Below are 18,704 nucleotides of genomic sequence, written 5' to 3'. Positions count from 1 at the left end.
TAAGCCGTGCAAGGCCCACGAGGCGAGGGGAAGCGGCTGTCCGTTTCCCGCCAGTGGCATGATGTTCATCACAGTTTGGTATTCAGGGGCCGGACGCGACACAGACGGCGTCATTGACCACCCCGACTATAATCAAACGCCCGTGATGACCGGTTCAGCCTCCATGCCCGATCCTGCCGCCCTGCTCGCCCTGGATGCCCGCCGCTCGGTGCCCTCGCGGCAACTGGCCGAGCCCGGGCCGGACCCGGCCACTCTGCAGCGGATGCTGGCCTCAGCGGTGCGCGTGCCCGACCACGGCAAGCGCGTACCGTTCCGCTTCCTGAAAATCGCAGGCGATGCACGTCACACTCTGGGCGACTTCCTGGCTGAACGCAGCCGCCAGCGCGACCCACATGCGGGCGAGGCCGTGTTCGAGAAGGACCGCCAGCGTTTCAGCCACGCACCGCTGGTGATCGTGGTGGTGGCCAGCCCGCGGCCGGACCCGAAGGTGCCCGAACAGGAACAGCTGATGACCGCCGGCTGCGTCTGTTTCGCCCTGCTGCAGGCCGCGCAGGCGCTGGGTTTCGGCGCGCAGTGGCTGACCGCCTGGATGGCCTTCGATCCGGCTGTTCAGGCCCACCTGGGCCTGGTCGACGGCGAACGCATCGCCGGCTTCATCCACATCGGTACGCCCAAGGCCGACGTACCCGAGCGCGAGCGCCCCGACCCGGCGGCCCTGCTGCGCGACTGGACGCCCCCGGCATGACCCTGCCGGCTGCCCCGCCGTCGCTGTACCTGGTTGATGCCAGCATCTACGTGTTCCGTGCCTGGCATTCACTGCCAGACCAGTTCCAGGACGCACAGGGCTGGCCCACCAATGCGGTGCACGGCTTCGCCCGCTTCCTGCTGGACCTGCTCGAGCGCGAGCGCCCGCGGCACATCGCCATCGCCTTCGATGAAGCGCTTGACAGTGGTTTCCGCCACCGGCTGTATCCGGCCTACAAGGCCAACCGCGAGCCAGCACCGGAAGCGCTCAAGCGCCAGTTCGTGCACTGCAAGGCGCTATGCGCGGCGCTGGGCCTTGCCGTCCTGGCCCACCACGAATACGAGGCCGACGACCTGATCGGCAGCGCCCTGCACGTGCACCGGAGCAGCCATCGCGGGGTGATCATCTCCGCCGACAAGGACCTGTCGCAGCTGCTGGTCGACTATGACGAGCAGTGGGACTACGCCCGCAACCAGCGCTGGAACGTGGCCGGGGTGAAGGCGCGGCACGGCGTGCACGCGCACCAGATCGCCGACTACCTGGCGCTGTGTGGCGATGCGGTGGACAACATTCCCGGTGTCAGTGGCGTCGGCAGCAAATCGGCCGCCGTGCTGCTGGCCCATTTCGGCAGCATGGATGCGCTGTTCGAACGACTGGACGAAGTGCCGTTCCTGCGCCTGCGTGGCGCTGCACAGATGGCAGTGCGGCTGCGCGAGCAGCGCGAGCACGCCCAGCTCTGGCGCCAGCTGACCACCATCGCGCTGGATGCGCCGTTGGAGGGCAGCCAGCCCGGACTGCTGCGCCAATCGGCCGATCCAGAGCTGCTCGGTGGCCTGTGCCAGACCCTGCGCTTCGGCCCGATGACCCGCCGCCGGCTGTTCGACGCCGCCGGCGTGGCCGATCCTCTTCCCTCCCACAGCGAGCCCGCATGAGCAAGCGCAATACCGAAGCCCCGCGCGTCGTCTACGAAGGCAAGTACCAGCGCATGCTGGTGCGCGGCACCTGGGAATACAGCGAACGTACCCATGCCGGTGGCCTGGCGGCGATCATCATCGCCGTTACCCCGGAGGACAAGGTGCTGTTCGTCGAGCAGTTCCGCGTGCCGCTGCAGGCACCCACCATCGAGATGCCGGCCGGCCTGGTCGGCGACATCCACGCCGGCGAATCGATCGAAGTCTCGGCCGTGCGCGAACTGGAAGAAGAAACAGGTTGGACCGCTGATCACGCCGAAGTGCTGATGATCGGCCCGACGTCTTCCGGCGCCAGCAGCGAGAAGATCGCCTTTGTGCGCGCCACCGGCCTGCGCCGCATCGGCGAAGGGGGCGGTGATGACAGCGAGGACATCACCGTGCACGAGATTCCACGCAGCGAGGCTGCGGCCTGGCTGGTGCAGAAGATGGGCGAAGGCTACGAGCTGGACGCCAAGCTCTGGGCCGGGCTGTGGATGATCGAGCACCACCTGGACGGACGCCCACGTGGCTGACGCGGACCTGCACAGGCTGCCTGCGTTGCTCGGCGCCGACGACCCGGCGATCTACACGATCCACCGGGCGCAGGGCGTCTCGCCCTACCTCCTGCTGGCCGACCACGCCGGCCAGCAGGTGCCGCGTGCGTTGACCGGGCTCGGCCTGCCCCAGGCCGAGCTGGACCGCCACATCGGCTGGGACATCGGCATCGCCGGCACCACCCGTGCACTGGCCGAACGGCTCGATGCCTGGGCGATCGAACAGACGTACTCGCGGCTGCTGATCGACTGCAACCGCCCACTGGCCTCACCGACGCTGATTCCGGAGGTGAGCGACCACACCGTGGTGCCGGGCAATGCCGGGCTGTCGGCGGCGCAGCGACAGCAGCGCATCGATGCGATCCACGCGCCGTACCATGCACGCATCGAGACCGAGCTTGATGCGCGCCGTGATGCCGGCCAGCCCACCCTGCTGGTGATGATGCACAGCTTCACCCCCGTGATGAACGGCACGCAGCGGCCCTGGCACGCCGGCGTGCTGTACCACCAGGACATGCGTTTTGCCCATGCCCTGCTGCAGGCATTGCGCGACGAAGGCGACCTGGTGGTGGGGGACAATGAACCGTATTCGGTCAGCAGCACCAGCGACTACGCGGTGCCGGTGCATGGCGAAGGCCGTGGGCTGGTGCACGTGGAACTGGAGATCCGCCAGGACCTCATTGCCGATATGGCAGGGCAGCAGGCGTGGGCCGAGCGGTTGGCGCGGATCTTCAGCGCGCTGCAACCGGAGTTGCTGGCGCTGGGTTGAACGCGCGTGCATCCATGCCGAACCGGTAGTGCCGGCCGCTGGCCGGCACATCCACCCACGGCAGCGCCTTCAATCATGCCTCGTTGGCCGGGCAGACGGTGGCGGCCGATTCGGCCGGCGCCGGGCGCAGGCCCAGCGCGATCACCACGCCGAACAGTGAAAACAAGGCGGCACCGTATTCGGCGCGCACCAGCCCGGCCAGTGCACTCAGCGACCCGGCTGCACCCGCATCGGCATTGGCCACCATCACCAGCACCGCCAGGCCCAGCGCACCACCGATCTGCTGCGCGGTCGCCGCCATGCCAGATGCAACACCCTGCTGTGCGGACGGCACGCCCTGCCCGGCCACGATCCACATCGAGGTCCAGGTCATGCCCTGGCCGATGCTCAGCACTACCACGCCCGGCAGCAGCGGCCAGAAGTTCGCGCCGTGCGGCAGCGTCGCGGCCACCCAGGCGATACCGATGGCGCCGGCCAGCTGCCCGACCACCAGCACCTTGCGCGCGCTCCAGCGCTGCAGCATCCACTCGGCCAGCTGGATGCCGACCGTGCACACCGCGGTGGCGGGCAGGAATGCCAGGCCGGCCTGCAGCGGGCTCCAGCCGTAGCCGTCCTGGAAGTACAGCGCCATGAAGTAGTACTGCACCCCATAGCTGCTCATGAAGGCGAAGGTCAGCCCCAGTGCCGCGCGCAGTCCGGGCAGCCGCAGCAACGCGAACTGCATCAGCGGATCGCGGCTGCGCTGTTCGATCTGCACGAACGCCACCAGCAGCAGCACCGACAGCAGCAGGCAGCCCAGCGTGGCCGGCGCAGTCCAGCCCCACTCCGGCCCTTGCACGAGGGTAGTGACCAGCAGGCTGCCGCCGGCAGTGACGGTGATGCAGCCGGCCAGATCGAACGAGCGGCCCTGCGCACGCGGGCCATCGGCCGGCAACCACGCACCCGCAGCCACCGCGCAGGTGGTGGCCAGCGGCACGATCACCGCCAGCACCGCCGGCCAGCCGAACGCCTGGGTCAGCACGCCACCGAGCAGCGTGCCCAGCGCCAGGCCCACCGCGCTGGCCATGCTCCAGATCGCAAGTGCACGGTTGCGCACCGGACCTTCCGCATACAACGTGTTGATCAGCGCCAGCGTGGCCGGGAACAGCAGTGCCGCGCCGATGCCCTGCGCCGCACGCGCGATGATCAGCAGGGTGGCGTTCGGCGCCAGCGCGCCGAGCAGCGATGCCAGTGCGAACAGCAGCATGCCCAGCCGGTAGAAGCGGCGGCGGCCGATCAGGTCGGCGGCACGCCCGCCCAGCAGCAGGCTGCCGCCAAAGGCCACGGTGTAGGCACTGACCACCCATTGCAGCTGCTGTGCGTTGATCTCCAGCGCGCGCCCCATGTCATGCAGGGCGACGAAGATGATGGTGGCGTCCAGGGCGATGATCAGCTGGGCGGTGGCCAGCAGGGCCAGCGCCCAGCGCGGGTACTTGAGGGGAGGCATCGACGCTCCGGTGCTGTGGGGGAGCGCAGTCTCATTGATGCAGAGCTATCAATAAACCCCTTTCCGTCCATATCTGTCATGATTTTCAGCATGAATGGAACCTCGATGGACCTCAATGCCGTGCGCATGCTGGTGCAGGTGGCCGAAGCACGCAGTTTCACCGTCGCCGCCGGGCAGCTGGGCCTGAGCCAGTCAGGCCTGTCGCGCGCGATCAGTCGGCTGGAGGCCATGCTGGGGGTGAAGCTGCTGCAGCGGAACACCCGCAACGTGGCACTGACCCCGGATGGTCGCCAGTTCGTCGATCAGGTCGCGCCCCTGCTGTGCGGTCTCGAGGACGCCGAACGCCAGTTGGCCGACCGTCCGTGCACGCCCTCGGGCACCCTGAAGATCAGTGCGCCCTCGATGTTCGGGCGCAAGGTGCTGGTACCGCTGCTGGGGCCGATGCTGCAGCAGCACCCGCAACTGCAGGTGGAAGCCGTGCTCAACGACCGCCTGGTCGATCTGGTCGAGGAAGGTTTCGATGCCGCGCTGCGCACCGGCGTCATCGCCGACCAGCGCATCGTCGCGCGGCCACTGCGGCCGCTGCGCTGGGTGACGGTGGCCAGCCCGGACTACCTCGACCGCTGTGGCGCGCCCGACGATGTGGCCGCCTTGCCGGATCATGCCTGCCTGGCGGTGCGCAACCTGCGCAGTGGCCGGCTGGTGGACTGGCAGTTCCTGCAGGACGGCCAGCTTCATGATTTCACGCCACCGGCGCGGATGGTGTTCGACAGCGGCGATCCGCTGGTGGAAGCGGCGATCGCCGGCATCGGCATCGTGCAGGTGATGGATTTCGCGGTGGCCGACGCCTTGGCCGATGGCCGCCTGCAGCGCGTGCTGCAGCCGTTTGAGGGCCGCAGCCGCGCGCTGTCACTGATCTACCCGCCGTCGCGCCAGCATTCGCCGAAATTGCAGGTACTGGCCGACGCGTTGCTGGCTGGGGACTGGTAGATCCACGCCATGCGTGGATGGAGTTCGGCTTCGCGGTAGCGCCGGGCCATGCCCGGCGAGCCGCATCGCGGCGACGGAACGGAATGCCGCCGGGCACGGCCCGGCGCTACCGGTAGGGCGTTGCCGGCCAGCGGCCGGCACTACCGGGTGCAGTAGATCCACGCCGCGCGTGGATGTGGACTTCGGTGCAGAGCCAGCGCGCGACGCAGCAAAAACTGATTCAGCCCAATTGGAGAAAGAACGCCCCGGCGCGTCCTACCGGAGAAAAATCAGGCTTATCCCGGAGGAACAGATACGCCATGCCGTCGGACAGTACGCCTTTTTGCGAAGGCAGAATGCCGTCGATGTCCGCGCCGTAGAGCATCAAGCGACGGCGACCGCCATTCCACGTCAAAGGTGATTGCAGCCATGCATCGACTCCATCCAGCTTGGAATCCAGGTTCTCATCATCGTCAGGTTCCAAACACTCCACACGCTCGATACGGCCGCGCTCAAGCGAGTCGCTCATGCATCGGCTTCTGGATGCGCCGCCACGCCTGTATGCGAGCACAACTGCGTCGCTAGTTCCCTGCACCGCGCGCAGCCGACGGAAGTGGGAATGATCCCGCGTATCGGTGGGGATGAAGACTGAGAACCAGAAATCCTCAGCAACGCCCTGCGGATAGAACCAATGTGCAGGGAGTGCCATCAGGTGAAAGAGCGCACGGCCTTCAACACAGGCTGGCCAAGGTATGTTCTCTGGAAGAAACGCACCGCCGCCAACGTATGCATCGGTTGGAGAGGCCTTTTCCTTGGTCAACAGCAGGCGGGTGTACATGGTGGGGTCGCCGAAAACTGCACGGACGTCCACGGTGCCAGCGCGCCTCGCCCCGGTTCAAGGCCAATAGCGACAGCCTTGAACAAGGGAGAGAATCGCCGCCGGGCATGGCCCGGCGCTACCGGTGAGGCGTTGCCGGCCTGCGGCCGGCACTACCGGGTGCAGTAGATCCACGCCATGCGTGGATGGATTCCTGGCTGGGGTCAGAGCCCTTTCCGTGGGAAAGGGATCTGACCCCGGGGCATTACGCGAAGCTATCGGTGGCGCGCACCAGCGCGTCCACGTTCTCGGCCTCGAACGCCGAATGGCCCGAGGCCGGGGTGATTTCCAGCTTCGCCTTCGGCCACACCTTGGTCAGGTCCCAGGCGTTGGCCAGCGGGCAGACCACGTCGTAGCGGCCGTGCACGATCACGCCCGGAATGTCGGCGATGCGGTGTGCGTCGCGCAGCAGCTGGTCTTCCACCTCGAAGAAGCCGCCGTTGACGAAGTAGTGGTTCTCGATGCGGGCAAACGCCAGCGCGAAATGCGGGTCTTCGTGGCTGTTGATGAAGTCATCATCGACGTGCAGGAAGCTGGTCGCGCCTTCCCACACCGCCCACGCCTTGGCCGCTTCCAGGCGGGTGGTCTCGTCTTCGCTGGTCAGGCGGCGGTGGAAGGCCGAGATCAGGTCATGGCGCTCCACCGGCGGAATCGGCTTGAGGTAGTGCTCCCACGCATCCGGGAACAGGCGGTTGGCGCCTTCCTGGTAGAACCATTCCAGCTCCCAGCGACGCAGCATGAAGATGCCGCGCAGGACCAGTTCGGTCACGCGCTGCGGATGGGTCTCGGCATAGGCCAGCGCCAGGGTCGAGCCCCAGCTGCCACCGAACACCTGCCAGCGATCGACCTTCAGGTGCTCGCGCAGCTTCTCGATATCGGCGACGAGGTCCCAGGTGGTGTTGTCCACCAGGTCCGCGTGCGGGGTGGAACGGCCGGCACCGCGCTGATCGAACAGGATGATGCGGTACTTGGACGGATCGTGGAACTGGCGCATCTTGTCGCTGCAGCCGCCACCCGGGCCACCATGCAGCATCACCACCGGCTTGCCTTCCGGGTTGCCGCACTGTTCGAAGTACAGCGTGTGGCGGTCGTCGACCTTCAGGGTGCCGACGTCGTAGGGGGTGATGGCGGGGTACAGCGTACGCATGCTTGCAGCTCCAGGGTGATGCCCTGCCGGGGCAGGAGAACCTCCATTCTAGGCCGGACGCCGGCCCAGGGTGATGCGGTCGCGCTGCTCCAGGTCCTGCACGGTCTGCACCTCGGCAAATCCCGTCGCCTCGAACAGTGCCCGGATCGCCGCGCCCTGGTCCCAACCGTGCTCGATCAGCAACCAACCGCCGGGCCGCAGGTGGGCCTGGCCACCATCGACGATGCGGCGGATGTCATCCAGGCCGTCCATGCCCGAGGCCAGCGCGGTAGACGGTTCGAAGCGCAGGTCGCCCTGTTCCAGGTGCGGGTCGTTGCTGGCGATGTACGGCGGATTGCTGGCGATCAGGTCGAAGCGCACGCCCTGCAGCGGCGCATACCAGTCGTGCCCGCCCTCGGCGAAACGGACGTTGTCCAGTTCATGGCGGGCCGCATTGCGCGCGGCCACGGCCAGCGCACCCGGGCTGGCATCGGTGGCCAGCACCTGTGCCCGGGGCCGTTCGCTGGCCAGTGCCAGTGCAATCGCACCGCTGCCGGTACCGAGGTCGGCCAGCTGCAACGCCTGGTCCGGCGGCAGTCGCTCCAGCGCCAACTCGACCAGCAGCTCGGTTTCCGGGCGCGGGATCAGCGTGGCCGGGTCGACCTCCAGGTCCAGCGTCCAGAAACCGCGGCGCCCGGTCAGGTAGGCAACCGGCTCACCGGCCACACGGCGGGCCAGCAAGGCTTCGAAGGCGGCCTGGTCATTGGCGGCCAGCGGATCGGTGGCATGGGCGAACAGCCAGCTGCGCGGGCGCTCCAGTACATGCAGCAGCAGCAGTTCGGCTTCGTGGCGGGCGTCGACACCGCCCAAGCGGGCACTGGCGTCAGCTACGACCTGACGCAGGGTGGGTTCGGGTTGGAAAGACATGCCTCAATTGTAGAGCCGAGCCGATGCTCGGCTGCTGCTGGAACAGCCGAGCATCGGCTCGGCTCTACAGATCCACCGTCGAGCATGGCTCGACGCTACAAAAAGCTGGAATCCGTTCAGGTTTCGCCAGAGGGTATAAGGAGGGGCTATCAGCCCTCTTCACACGTCCCGATCGATTTTCCTTGTCACACAAGCAGTTGCAGGATGGGAGCGGCAGGGTTCAGTGCCTGCTCATGGCCATTTGATAGACTCCATCTATCAAATAGATGCAATCAATGGATTGTTCTTATCGCGAGCGAATGGGTAACCTAGCTCCTGTCGATTCACCCACTCCCCTTCACCAAGAGGAAAAATGATGTCCCTCATCAATACCCAGATCCAGCCGTTCGAAGCCAACGCCTACCACAACGGCGAGTTCATCAAGGTTTCCGACGCCAGCCTGAAGGGCCAGTGGTCCGTCCTGATCTTCATGCCGGCCGCCTTCACCTTCAACTGCCCGACCGAGATCGAAGACGCCGCTGACCACTACGCCGAGTTCAAGAAGGCCGGCGCCGAGGTCTACATCGTCACCACCGACACCCACTTCTCGCACAAGGTGTGGCACGAAACCTCGCCGGCCGTCGGCAAGGCCCAGTTCCCGCTGGTCGGCGACCCGACCCACCAGCTGACCCGCGCCTTCGGCGTGCACATTGAAGAAGAAGGCCTGGCCCTGCGCGGCACCTTCATCATCAACCCGGAAGGCGTGATCAAGACCCTGGAGATCCACTCCAACGAGATCGCCCGTGACGTGTCCGAGACCCTGCGCAAGCTGAAGGCTGCCCAGTTCACCGCCGCCAACCCGAACCAGGTCTGCCCGGCCAAGTGGAAGGAAGGCGAGAAGACCCTGACCCCGTCGCTGGACCTGGTCGGCAAGATCTAAGGCAGTACCGGCCTGCCGTGGCCCCACGCCACGGCGCGCCCTTCATCCCCGTGCCGGTCCCCCCGCCGGCGTGGGGGTGAACCCAAGACAGCTAACGCGCGCCAGCTTTGGCCAGCCAGCCCCTTCCACGGTCGCTGTCTTGGGTTCACCCCTACCCCCTGCTGGTCCGCTACCTTCTACAGCGGTGCCACGCCCCCTGTTTGCCTGAAGCCAGGAGATGACCCGATGTTGGACGCCAACCTGCAGTCGCAGCTGAAGACCTATCTGGAGCGCGTGACCCGCCCGATCCAGATCACCGCGCACGCCGACGACGGCGCCAAGTCCCAGGAAATGCTGGAACTGCTGCAGACCCTGGAAAGCCTGTCGGACAAGATCTCGCTGCAGGTCCTGCGCGATGGCCAGGGCCGCGTGCCGTCCTTCGACCTGGGCACGCCGGGCCAGGACATCCACCTGACCTTCGCCGGCCTGCCGATGGGTCACGAGTTCACCTCGCTGGTGCTGGCCCTGCTGCAGGTCGGCGGCCACCCGTCCAAGGCCACCGCCGAGCTGATCGAGCAGGTGCAGAACCTGGAAGGTGAATACAAGTTCGAAACCTACTTCTCGCTGTCCTGCCAGAACTGCCCGGACGTGGTGCAGGCGCTGAACCTGGCCGCGGTACTCAACCCACGCATCCAGCACGTGGCCATCGATGGTGCGCTGTTCCAGGACGAAGTCGAGAAGCGCGAGATCATGTCGGTGCCGACCGTGTACCTCAACGGTGAAGTGTTCGACCAGGGCCGCATGACCCTGGAGCAGATCGTGGCCAAGCTGGACACCAATGCCAGCAAGCGCGATGCCGAGAAGATCGCCGCCAAGGATGCTTTCGACGTACTGGTGGTCGGCGGCGGCCCGGCCGGTGCTGCAGCGGCGATCTATGCCGCGCGCAAGGGCATCCGTACCGGCATCGCTGCCGAGCGCTTCGGTGGCCAGGTGCTGGACACCATGGCGATCGAGAACTTCATCTCGGTGAAGGAAACCGAAGGCCCGAAGCTGGCCACGGCGCTGGAGCAGCATGTGCGCGAGTACGACGTGGACATCATGAACCTGCAGCGCGCCAGTGCGCTGGTGCCGGCCGGCGAAGACGGCCTGGTGCAGGTGCAGCTGGAGAACGGCGCGGTGCTGAAGTCGCGTTCGGTGATCCTGTCCACCGGCGCGCGCTGGCGGCAGATGAACGTGCCGGGCGAGGACCAGTACCGCAACAAGGGCGTGGCCTACTGCCCGCACTGCGATGGTCCGCTGTTCAAGGGCAAGCGCGTGGCGGTGATCGGCGGCGGCAACTCCGGTGTGGAAGCGGCCATCGACCTGGCCGGCATCGTGTCGCATGTAACCCTGCTGGAGTTCGATTCCAGCCTGCGTGCCGACGAAGTGCTGCAGAAGAAGCTGCGCAGCCTGGGCAACGTCACCGTGCTGACCAGCGCACAGACCACCGAAGTGCTCGGCGACGGCAGCAAGGTCACCGGCCTGGTCTACAAGGACCGCATCGGCGGCGATGCCCACCGCGTCGAGCTGGAAGGCATCTTCGTGCAGATCGGCCTGCTGCCCAACACCGAGTGGCTGAAGGATGTGGTGGCGCTGTCGCCGCGTGGCGAGATCGTCATCGACGATCGCGGCCAGACCAACCTGCCGGGTGTGTTTGCTGCTGGCGATTGCACGACGGTGCCCTACAAGCAGATCATCATCGCCATGGGCGCCGGTTCCACCGCCGCACTGAGCGCGTTCGACCACCTGATCCGCTCGTCGGTGAGCAACAGCAGCGGTGCCGTTGCTGAAGCGGCCTGATCCACCGTTCCCAGATCACCGGGAACATTGTCTGCCTGTCGGGTAACCACGCCGTCAGCCGGTCCGTTACCCCTGGGGTGTAAGGATGAACCTACGTGATCTGAAGTACCTGGTAGCCCTGGCCGACCACAAGCATTTCGGCCGGGCGGCCGCTTCCTGCTTTGTCAGCCAGCCGACGTTGTCCACGCAGATCCGCAAGCTGGAGGAAGAGCTCGGCCTGCCGCTGGTGGAACGCGCACCGCGCAAGGTGATGCTGACCCCGGCCGGCCAGGAAGCGGCCGCACGGGCGCGGGTGATCGTGTCCGAAGTGGAACAGCTGAAGGAAGCGGCGCGACGCAGCCGCGATCCGGAAGCCGGTACGGTGCGCCTGGGGATCTTCCCGACCCTCGGCCCGTACCTGCTGCCGCATGTGATCCCGCGCATCCGCGAGCGCTTCCCGGAGCTGGAACTGCTGCTGGTCGAGGAAAAGAGCGATGTGCTGCTGGACCGCCTGCGCGAAGGCAAGCTCGACGCTGCATTGCTGGCGCTGCCGGTGATCGACGACCAGCTGCATGCCGAGTTCCTGTTCGAGGAACCGTTCCTGCTGGCCGTCTCCGGTCGCCACCCGCTGGCACGTCGCGAGCACCTGGACGTGCAGGAACTGGCCACGCAGAAGCTGCTGCTGCTGGAGGACGGCCATTGCCTGCGCGACCAGGCGCTGGAAGTCTGCCGCCTGTTCGGCGCCAACGAGAAGTCCGAGTTCCGCGCCACCAGCCTGGAAACGCTGCGGCAGATGGTCGCCGCCGACGTCGGCATCACCCTGCTGCCGAGCCTGTCGGTGCAGCCGCCAGTGCCGCGCTCGAACAACATCCGCCTGCTCGACTTCACCGGCGAAGGCCGTCCCAGCCGCCGCATCGCCATGATCTGGCGCCGCAGCTCGGCCATGAACGACTTCCTGATGGACCTGGCCGACCAGTTCAAGCGTCTGCCGCAGGCGCTGTTCACGCTGGAGGCGCTCGATGCCGGCAGCGATGCACCGGCCCTGCCCGGCCCCGCGCTGAACGGCTGAGCCCCCCGCAGTACCGGCCTGGAATCGGCAGGAGTCGATTCCGGCCGCATTTGTCCCCACAATACAGACAGGCGGCGCCAGCAGGTGCCGCCTTTTGCATGGCTTTCAACCAAGGAGCTTCACCATGAGTACCGCCAGCGGCCTGCCGCCGTCGATCACCGTTTCCACCTTCGACATGGACCGCCTGGACGCCATGCTCGAATCTCCCGCGCTGAGCCAGACGCCTGCCGCGCTCGCGCTTGCTGAAGAGCTCAACCGGGCCACCGTGCTGGCACCGGATCAGATTCCCGAAGGCATCGTCATGATGCATTCGCGCGTGGAGTGCGAAGATGAAGTGTCGGGCGAGAAGCACGTCCTGACCCTGGTCTTCCCCCGCGAAGCCAACGTCGATGAAGGCAAGGTTTCCGTGCTGGCCCCGGTCGGCAGTGCCCTGCTCGGCCTTTCGATCGGCCAGAGCATCGACTGGAACGCGCCCGGCGGCCGCAAGCTGCGCCTGCGCGTGACCGCGGTCCACAACGACCGCCCCTGATTACCGCTGCGCACCGCGCGCGATTCGATCCCCCTGCCCCAGGAGCCGTAATGAGTACCCCGTCCAAACTGTCCCAGCTGCGCGAACTGTCCGTGGTCGTTGCCGATACCGGTGACTACGAGGCGATCAAGCGCCTGCAGCCGGTGGACTGCACCACCAATCCGACCCTGGTGAAGAAGGCGCTGGACCTGCCGGTCTACGCCGAGCTGATCGAACGCGAACTGGCCTGGGGCCGCCAGCAGAGTGGCGACCGCGAAGCCGTGGTGCACGCCGTGGCCGACCGCCTGACCATTGGCGTCGGCGCGCTGCTGAGCACGCTGGTGCCGGGCCGGGTGTCAACCGAGGTGGATGCCGACCTGGCTCACGACACCGCTGCCACCGTGGCCAAGGCCCGCCAGTTCATCCAGATGTACGCCGATGCCGGCGTGCCGCGCGAGAAGATCCTGATCAAGATCGCCGCGACCTGGGAAGGCGTGGAAGCCGCGCGCATCCTGCAGGCCGAAGGCATCGACTGCAACCTGACGCTGATCTTCAACCCGACCCAGGCGCTGGCCTGCAGCGAAGCCGGCGCGTTCCTGATCTCGCCGTTCGTCGGCCGCATCCTCGACTGGTACGTGGCCAACGGCCAGACCCCGGCCACCATCGACGAAGACCCGGGCGTGAAGTTCGTGCGCGGCGTGTACGCCGAATTCAAGCGTCGCGGTTCGCCGACGGTGGTGATGGGCGCCTCGTTCCGTTCGACCGCGCAGATCGAAGCACTGGCCGGCTGCGACCGCCTGACGATTTCGCCGGACCTGCTGGAGAAGCTGGACGCCGACCACGGCGAGCTGCCGCGCAAGCTGGTGGCCGGTGCCGCCGATGGCGCGGCGGTGACCCCGATCGATGCGGCGAAGTTCGCGGCGGATCTGGCGGCCGATCCGATGGCCACCGAGAAGCTGGCGACCGGCATCGATGCGTTTGCCAAGGATCTGGAAGCGCTGCGCGAGCGGATCCGCGCGGCACTGTGATTCCGGCCAACGGCTGAGCCCCTCGTGGCGGGGGGCTTGGTCGCGAAGAGCGGGTCATGCGGTTGGCAGGGTGGGTAGGCCGTGCAGGGGACGCTGCAAGTACGTCCATGTAAGCTCGGTCGCCGCATCCATGCGGCTCACGCCCCTGCACGGCCTACCCACCCTGCCTTCGACAGTTTCCTGCGGCCGCCCACCACGGAAGGAAGAAATGAAGAGCAACAGCGGGTCGCGCGCTTCGCTTGCTTGGAGCGGAGCATGGCTCCGCTCTACAGAAAGTACTGCAGGATCAAACAAAAAGGACGCGGCAAACGCCGCGTCCTTTTTGTTTTTCTTCAGTTCGTCAGTAACCCATGCTCTTGCCCACCGTCACCGGGAAACTGTCGAAGGTGGGACGGGGGCGGCTGGCAGGACCGTTGGCGCCATGGATGGCGCCATCGAGCCCCCATGGACGGGTTCACGGCGTGTCCTGCCAGCCGCCCCCGTCCCGCCCAACCATCAGCAACCCAGAGCCGCTTTGGCTTTGGCTTTGGCTTTGGCTTTGGCTTTGGCTTTGGCTCTGCCCGCCGCAGGCGGACCACCGCGCGTCAGCGCGGCGCCTCCACATCCAACCCGATCGGGCAGCTCACGCCGGTGCCGCCGATGCCGCAGTAGCCGTTAGGGTTCTTCGCCAGGTACTGCTGGTGGTAGTCCTCGGCGTAGTAGTACGCCGGTGCCGGGTACACGATCTCGGTGGTGATCGGGCCGTAGCCGGCCGCAGCCAGCTGCGCCTGGTAGGCCTCGCGGCTGGCCAGCGCGGCCTTGTACTGGGCCTCGTCGGTGGCATGGATCGCCGAGCGGTACTGGGTGCCGGTGTCGTTGCCCTGACGCATGCCCTGGGTTGGATCGTGGCTTTCCCAGAACAGCTGCAGCAGCCGCTCCAGGCTCACCACCGCCGGGTCGAACACCACCTGTACCACTTCGGTGTGGCCGGTCAGGCCCGAGCAGACCTCTTCATAGGTCGGGTTCGGCGTGATGCCGCCTGCATAGCCGACCGACGTGCTGTACACGCCCGGCTCGGTCCAGAACTTGCGCTCGGCGCCCCAGAAACAGCCCAGCGCAAAGCGGATCTGCTGCAGGCCGGCGAAACGGTCCTTCAGCGGATGGCTGTTCACGAAGTGCTGGTTGCTGTGCAGCGGCAGTGGTTGGTCACGCCCCGGTAGCGCCTCTTCCAGGCGCGGCAAGCGCTGCTTGAAGGCGCCGATGCCGAGGATGCCCTGGCCAATTCCCAACATGATGCGCTCCTACGCCGGAAGGCCGGCAATGTCGTCTGCATCGGAAATGGGGTCGGACGGGGCCTGGCCCAAGTCCAGCGCCGCTACGATGTCCTCGGCCTGCGGCCGCGCCGCATCGGGGATGCCGACCCGCAACACGCCAAACAGCGGCAGCTCGCCCATCCCGCCCAGCAACTGCTCTCCGAACACAAACGCGGGGATACCGGCGTCTTCCAGGGCGTGCTTGACCAGATGGGCGTCGAACAGATTGTCGGCCTTGTACACGATGTGCATGCGGCGGCTCCTCGGGACAAGGGTCCAGCATACGCCTGGGGGCTGAATGGTGGCGGTGACAGCCGATGCCGGCCATGCAGGTAGTGCCGGCCGCTGGCCGGCATCCCATACCCCGCCGGGCAACCCCGCCCGGTACGCGCTAGACTGTTGGTCTTTCTGCCTTTCTTTTCGCCGACTCATGTCCGAGCACACCCCCGCCAGCCCCGAGACCCCCGCCGACAGCCACGAGAAGCGCGATTTCATCCGCCAGATCGTGCGCGAGGACCTGGCCAGCGGAAAGCACCAGGCGATCAAGACCCGCTTCCCGCCGGAGCCGAACGGCTACCTGCACATCGGTCACGCCAAGTCGATCTGCCTGAACTTCGGCATCGCCGGTGAATTCAGCGGCGTCTGCAACCTGCGCTTCGATGACACCAACCCGGCCAAGGAAGATCCGGAATACGTGGCCGCGATCCAGGACGACGTGCGCTGGCTGGGCTTCAGCTGGAACGAGCTGCGCCACGCCTCGGACTACTTCCAGGCCTACTACCTGGCCGCCGAGAAGCTGATCGAACAGGGCAAGGCCTATGTCTGCGACCTGTCGGCCGAAGAAGTGCGTGCCTACCGCGGCACCCTGACCGAGCCGGGTCGCCCGTCGCCGTGGCGCGACCGCAGCGTCGAGGAAAACCTCGACCTGTTCCGCCGCATGCGCGCCGGTGAGTTCCCCGATGGCGCGCGCACCCTGCGCGCGAAGATCGACATGGCCAGCGGCAACATCAACCTGCGCGATCCGGCGCTGTACCGCATCAAGCACGTCGAGCACCAGAACACCGGCAACGCGTGGCCGATCTACCCGATGTACGACTTCGCCCATGCGCTGGGTGATTCGATCGAGGGCATCACGCACTCGCTGTGCACGCTGGAATTCGAAGACCACCGCCCGCTGTACGACTGGTGCGTGGACAACGTCGATTTCGCCCATGACGACGCGCTGACCCAGCCGCTGGTCGATGCCGGGCTGCCACGCGAAGCGGCCAAGCCGCGCCAGATCGAGTTCTCGCGCCTGAACATCAACTACACGGTGATGAGCAAGCGCAAGCTGATGGCGCTGGTCACTGAACAGCTGGTGGACGGCTGGGAAGACCCGCGCATGCCGACCCTGCAGGGCCTGCGCCGACGCGGCTACACCCCGGCCGCGATGCGCCTGTTCGCCGAGCGCGTGGGCATCAGCAAGCAGAATTCGCTGATCGACTTCAGCGTGCTCGAAGGCGCACTGCGCGAGGACCTCGACAGCGCCGCGCCGCGCCGCATGGCCGTGGTCGACCCGGTCAAGCTGGTGCTGACCAACCTTCCGGAAGGCCACGAAGAACTGCTGACCTTCAGCAACCACCCGAAGGACGAAAGCTTCGGCAGCCGCGAAGTTCCGTTCGCCCGCGAAGTGTGGATCGATCGCGAGGACTTCGCCGAAGTGCCGCCGAAGGGCTGGAAGCGCCTGGTGCCGGGCGGCGAAGTGCGCCTGCGTGGCGCCGGCATCATCCGCTGCGACGAAGTGATCAAGGATGCCGACGGCACCATCATCGAACTGCGCGGCTGGCTCGATCCGGAATCGCGTCCGGGCATGGAAGGCGCCAACCGCAAGGTCAAGGGCACCATCCACTGGGTGAGCGCCGTGCACGGCGTGCCGGCCGAGATCCGCCTGTACGACCGCCTGTTCTCGGTGCCGAATCCTGACGACGAATCGGAAGGCAAGACCTACCGCGACTACCTGAACCCGGAATCGCGCCGTACTGTCACCGGCTATGTCGAGCCGGCCGCAGCCAGCGCCGCACCGGAGCAGTCGTTCCAGTTCGAGCGCACCGGCTATTTCGTCGCCGACCGCCGCGATCACACCGAAGCCAAGCCGGTGTTCAACCGCAGCGTGACCCTGCGCGACACCTGGTCGGCCTGAGGACCTGCGCGGGCGCCGGGATGGCGCCCGCACGCCCCCGACGATGATCACCGCCCTGTCCGTCCTGCTCTGGTTCATCTCGCAGCATCCGCTGCTGACGTTCTTTGCAGCGATGGTGCTGGCCGGGCTGGTCTCGTGGTGGCGACGCTTTCCAGGCTACGCCATCGTGGTGTTCCCGCTGGCGATGCTCAACATGTTCTTCGGCCACTTCCTCAACGCCACCTTCCTCAACCTGGTAGGCGAGCGCGGCGAAGCGGTGATCGTCAAGGCAGAGCGAACCAGCTCGACGCTCAACGAACAGTACATCTGGCGCTACGAAGCGGTGCTGCGCACTGCCGAAGGGCGCGATGTGGAGGCGGTGTTCCACACCAACACCGCCTCGCTGTGGCCGCTGGAAAACGCCATCCGCATCCCGGCGCGCGACCAGCCGTTCGTGGTCAAGTACACGCCGGGTTTCCCGCGCAACTTCGTCATCCTCACCAACGAATCACCCCACGGCATCGCCCAGGCCCGGTCCAGCGCGCGCGAGCGCGTGGAGGTGGCAGCACGCAAGCTGCATTTCAGCCCGGGCAATGCCGATTTCCGCGCCGACTATCGCCGCGAACTGGAAAGCTGGCTGCGCGACCACGGCAACGACCCGCAGCAGCAGTCCGACGCGCAGCGGTATCGCGCCGAACTTGACGCGCTCGACCGCTAGCACCAGGCCCGGCCTGGATGCTCCACCCGATCCATCCAAAGGCCTGACATGACCACGACGTCCATCGCCCTCCTCCCACTGCTGCAGCAGGCCCTGCAGGACGCCGGCACCGCCAGCCGCGTCGACGGCAACGCGCTGCTGCTGGACAGCGGACTGCGCCTGACCCCGCATGCGATGGCCGCACACGCGCGCGACAACGGCGGCTGGCAGACCTCCACCGTCGTCGAAAGCCAGCATCCGCGGCTGTTCGCCGATGGCCTGTTCGAGTACCAGCACGCCAACGGTACCGATGAACAGGCATCGCTGCTGGCCGGCTTCCAGGCCTGGGCACGGGTGGACCTGGTGACCCTGCAGACCGCGATCGGCGCCGAAGACGCACAGGGCCTGCCGATGATGGGCCTGACCTATCCGGCCGGCGATGACGGCCAGGAACACGAACGCACCGTGGTGCTGGGTCCGCTGGCGCATTACCGCGAGCACGAGGTGGACGCCAGCAGCTGCAGCGAGGACGACCATGGGTCCTGTCCGTGCTGCCTGTTCACCAGGAGCATGGACGCTTTCGACGAACTGCTGAAGGCGCGCCCGTTCCTGGCCATCCGCCTGTTCGCCTCGCGCGATGCCGATGGCCTGTGCGAGGCCGATTGCCGGGTCAACGGCCACGACTTCGCCGCCGCCCTGCCCCTGCTGCGTGCCTATGCGGCCAGCTGGCCGCAGGCCGGGCTGGAATTCCGCAAGCAGTACGTGGTGATCCGCACCGGCTCGCCCGGCTGACCCACCGCCACACCCGGTACAGGCCGGTGCGGCTACACTGC

Annotated in this window: 19 protein-coding genes; 13 read left to right on the top strand and 6 right to left on the bottom strand. The window is 66.8% G+C overall.

What is annotated here, in order from left to right:
- Nucleotides 1–163 precede the first annotated feature (163 nt).
- From AC10QF_RS08535 to AC10QF_RS08520, 4 genes are read left to right on the top strand one after another with little or no spacing between them, the layout of a single operon-like run.
- On the top strand, nt 164–745 hold the full coding sequence (locus tag AC10QF_RS08535) for a nitroreductase family protein (protein ID WP_494542046.1): 582 nt from the start codon (nt 164–166) through the stop codon (nt 743–745).
- A complete protein-coding gene (locus AC10QF_RS08530) occupies nt 742–1,677 on the top strand; it encodes a 5'-3' exonuclease (protein ID WP_494542045.1) in 936 nt (311 codons plus the stop codon). Before AC10QF_RS08535 ends, AC10QF_RS08530 begins: the two co-directional genes overlap by 4 nt.
- Entirely contained in the window at nt 1,674–2,228 is a 555-nt protein-coding gene (locus tag AC10QF_RS08525; protein WP_065179592.1) for an NUDIX hydrolase, read from the top strand. Before AC10QF_RS08530 ends, AC10QF_RS08525 begins: the two co-directional genes overlap by 4 nt.
- Nucleotides 2,221–3,018 (top strand): N-formylglutamate amidohydrolase, encoded by a 798-nt coding sequence (locus AC10QF_RS08520; RefSeq protein WP_095379291.1) that lies wholly within the window; start codon nt 2,221–2,223, stop codon nt 3,016–3,018. Before AC10QF_RS08525 ends, AC10QF_RS08520 begins: the two co-directional genes overlap by 8 nt.
- Before the next feature lie 73 nt (nt 3,019–3,091).
- Here the strand turns inward: AC10QF_RS08520 and AC10QF_RS08515 are convergent, their stop codons facing one another.
- Complete coding sequence (locus AC10QF_RS08515) at nt 3,092–4,504, bottom strand: MFS transporter (protein WP_329846128.1); 1,413 nt, start codon at nt 4,502–4,504, stop codon at nt 3,092–3,094.
- 105 nt (nt 4,505–4,609) lie between these two features.
- Between AC10QF_RS08515 and AC10QF_RS08510 the strand changes: the two genes are divergently transcribed.
- Nucleotides 4,610–5,494: a LysR family transcriptional regulator gene (locus AC10QF_RS08510; protein ID WP_494542061.1), complete on the top strand. Its 885-nt coding sequence runs from the start codon at nt 4,610–4,612 to the stop codon at nt 5,492–5,494.
- Between the two features lie 220 nt (nt 5,495–5,714).
- Here the strand turns inward: AC10QF_RS08510 and AC10QF_RS08505 are convergent, their stop codons facing one another.
- The 3 genes from AC10QF_RS08505 to prmC all read right to left on the bottom strand — a co-directional run bounded on the left by AC10QF_RS08505 (nt 5,715) and on the right by prmC (nt 8,403).
- Nucleotides 5,715–6,311 carry a hypothetical protein gene (locus tag AC10QF_RS08505; RefSeq protein WP_069139570.1) on the bottom strand — a complete coding sequence of 199 codons (597 nt, stop codon included), beginning with the start codon at nt 6,309–6,311 and terminating at the stop codon, nt 5,715–5,717.
- 244 nt (nt 6,312–6,555) lie between these two features.
- Nucleotides 6,556–7,497 carry a prolyl aminopeptidase gene (gene pip, locus AC10QF_RS08500; RefSeq protein ID WP_494542044.1) on the bottom strand — a complete coding sequence of 314 codons (942 nt, stop codon included), beginning with the start codon at nt 7,495–7,497 and terminating at the stop codon, nt 6,556–6,558.
- 48 nt (nt 7,498–7,545) lie between these two features.
- Nucleotides 7,546–8,403 carry a peptide chain release factor N(5)-glutamine methyltransferase gene (prmC, locus tag AC10QF_RS08495; protein WP_065196909.1) on the bottom strand — a complete coding sequence of 286 codons (858 nt, stop codon included), beginning with the start codon at nt 8,401–8,403 and terminating at the stop codon, nt 7,546–7,548.
- A 355-nt stretch (nt 8,404–8,758) separates the two neighbouring features.
- On the opposite strand from prmC, the gene ahpC reads away from it, so the two are divergent.
- From ahpC to AC10QF_RS08470, 5 genes are all read left to right on the top strand, one after another.
- Nucleotides 8,759–9,322: an alkyl hydroperoxide reductase subunit C gene (ahpC, locus tag AC10QF_RS08490; protein WP_005415368.1), complete on the top strand. Its 564-nt coding sequence runs from the start codon at nt 8,759–8,761 to the stop codon at nt 9,320–9,322.
- Nucleotides 9,323–9,547: 225 nt separating this feature from the next.
- Complete coding sequence (ahpF, locus tag AC10QF_RS08485) at nt 9,548–11,140, top strand: alkyl hydroperoxide reductase subunit F (RefSeq protein WP_494542043.1); 1,593 nt, start codon at nt 9,548–9,550, stop codon at nt 11,138–11,140.
- Nucleotides 11,141–11,225: 85 nt separating this feature from the next.
- Entirely contained in the window at nt 11,226–12,188 is a 963-nt protein-coding gene (locus AC10QF_RS08480) for a LysR substrate-binding domain-containing protein (RefSeq protein WP_049414506.1), read from the top strand.
- Between the two features lie 124 nt (nt 12,189–12,312).
- Nucleotides 12,313–12,717, top strand: coding sequence for a nucleoside diphosphate kinase regulator (rnk, locus tag AC10QF_RS08475; protein ID WP_005408156.1), 405 nt, complete (start codon nt 12,313–12,315; stop codon nt 12,715–12,717).
- 50 nt (nt 12,718–12,767) lie between these two features.
- Nucleotides 12,768–13,724, top strand: a complete 957-nt coding sequence (locus AC10QF_RS08470; RefSeq protein ID WP_005415364.1) for a transaldolase — start codon at nt 12,768–12,770, stop codon at nt 13,722–13,724.
- A 584-nt stretch (nt 13,725–14,308) separates the two neighbouring features.
- On the opposite strand, the gene msrA is transcribed toward AC10QF_RS08470, so the two are convergent.
- Together msrA and AC10QF_RS08460 are read right to left on the bottom strand one after the other, a co-directional pair.
- The gene (msrA, locus tag AC10QF_RS08465) at nt 14,309–14,974 is read right to left on the bottom strand and encodes a peptide-methionine (S)-S-oxide reductase MsrA (protein ID WP_494542060.1); all 666 of its coding nucleotides are present in this window, start codon (nt 14,972–14,974) and stop codon (nt 14,309–14,311) included.
- A 30-nt stretch (nt 14,975–15,004) separates the two neighbouring features.
- A complete protein-coding gene (locus AC10QF_RS08460) occupies nt 15,005–15,268 on the bottom strand; it encodes a putative signal transducing protein (RefSeq protein WP_005415362.1) in 264 nt (87 codons plus the stop codon).
- Nucleotides 15,269–15,446: 178 nt separating this feature from the next.
- On the opposite strand from AC10QF_RS08460, the gene AC10QF_RS08455 reads away from it, so the two are divergent.
- The 3 genes from AC10QF_RS08455 to AC10QF_RS08445 are packed head-to-tail and all read left to right on the top strand — an operon-like array spanning nt 15,447 to nt 18,663.
- Nucleotides 15,447–17,195, top strand: coding sequence for a glutamine--tRNA ligase/YqeY domain fusion protein (locus tag AC10QF_RS08455; protein WP_065186344.1), 1,749 nt, complete (start codon nt 15,447–15,449; stop codon nt 17,193–17,195).
- A gap of 43 nt (nt 17,196–17,238) precedes the next feature.
- On the top strand, nt 17,239–17,892 hold the full coding sequence (locus tag AC10QF_RS08450) for a hypothetical protein (protein ID WP_494542042.1): 654 nt from the start codon (nt 17,239–17,241) through the stop codon (nt 17,890–17,892).
- 48 nt (nt 17,893–17,940) lie between these two features.
- Complete coding sequence (locus AC10QF_RS08445) at nt 17,941–18,663, top strand: DUF6348 family protein (protein ID WP_049440164.1); 723 nt, start codon at nt 17,941–17,943, stop codon at nt 18,661–18,663.
- Nucleotides 18,664–18,704 lie beyond the last annotated feature (41 nt).

The sequence above is a fragment of the Stenotrophomonas maltophilia complex sp. Om-AH-Sm3 genome, assembly GCF_059337855.1.
This window is presented reverse-complemented; position numbering and strand designations above follow the sequence as displayed.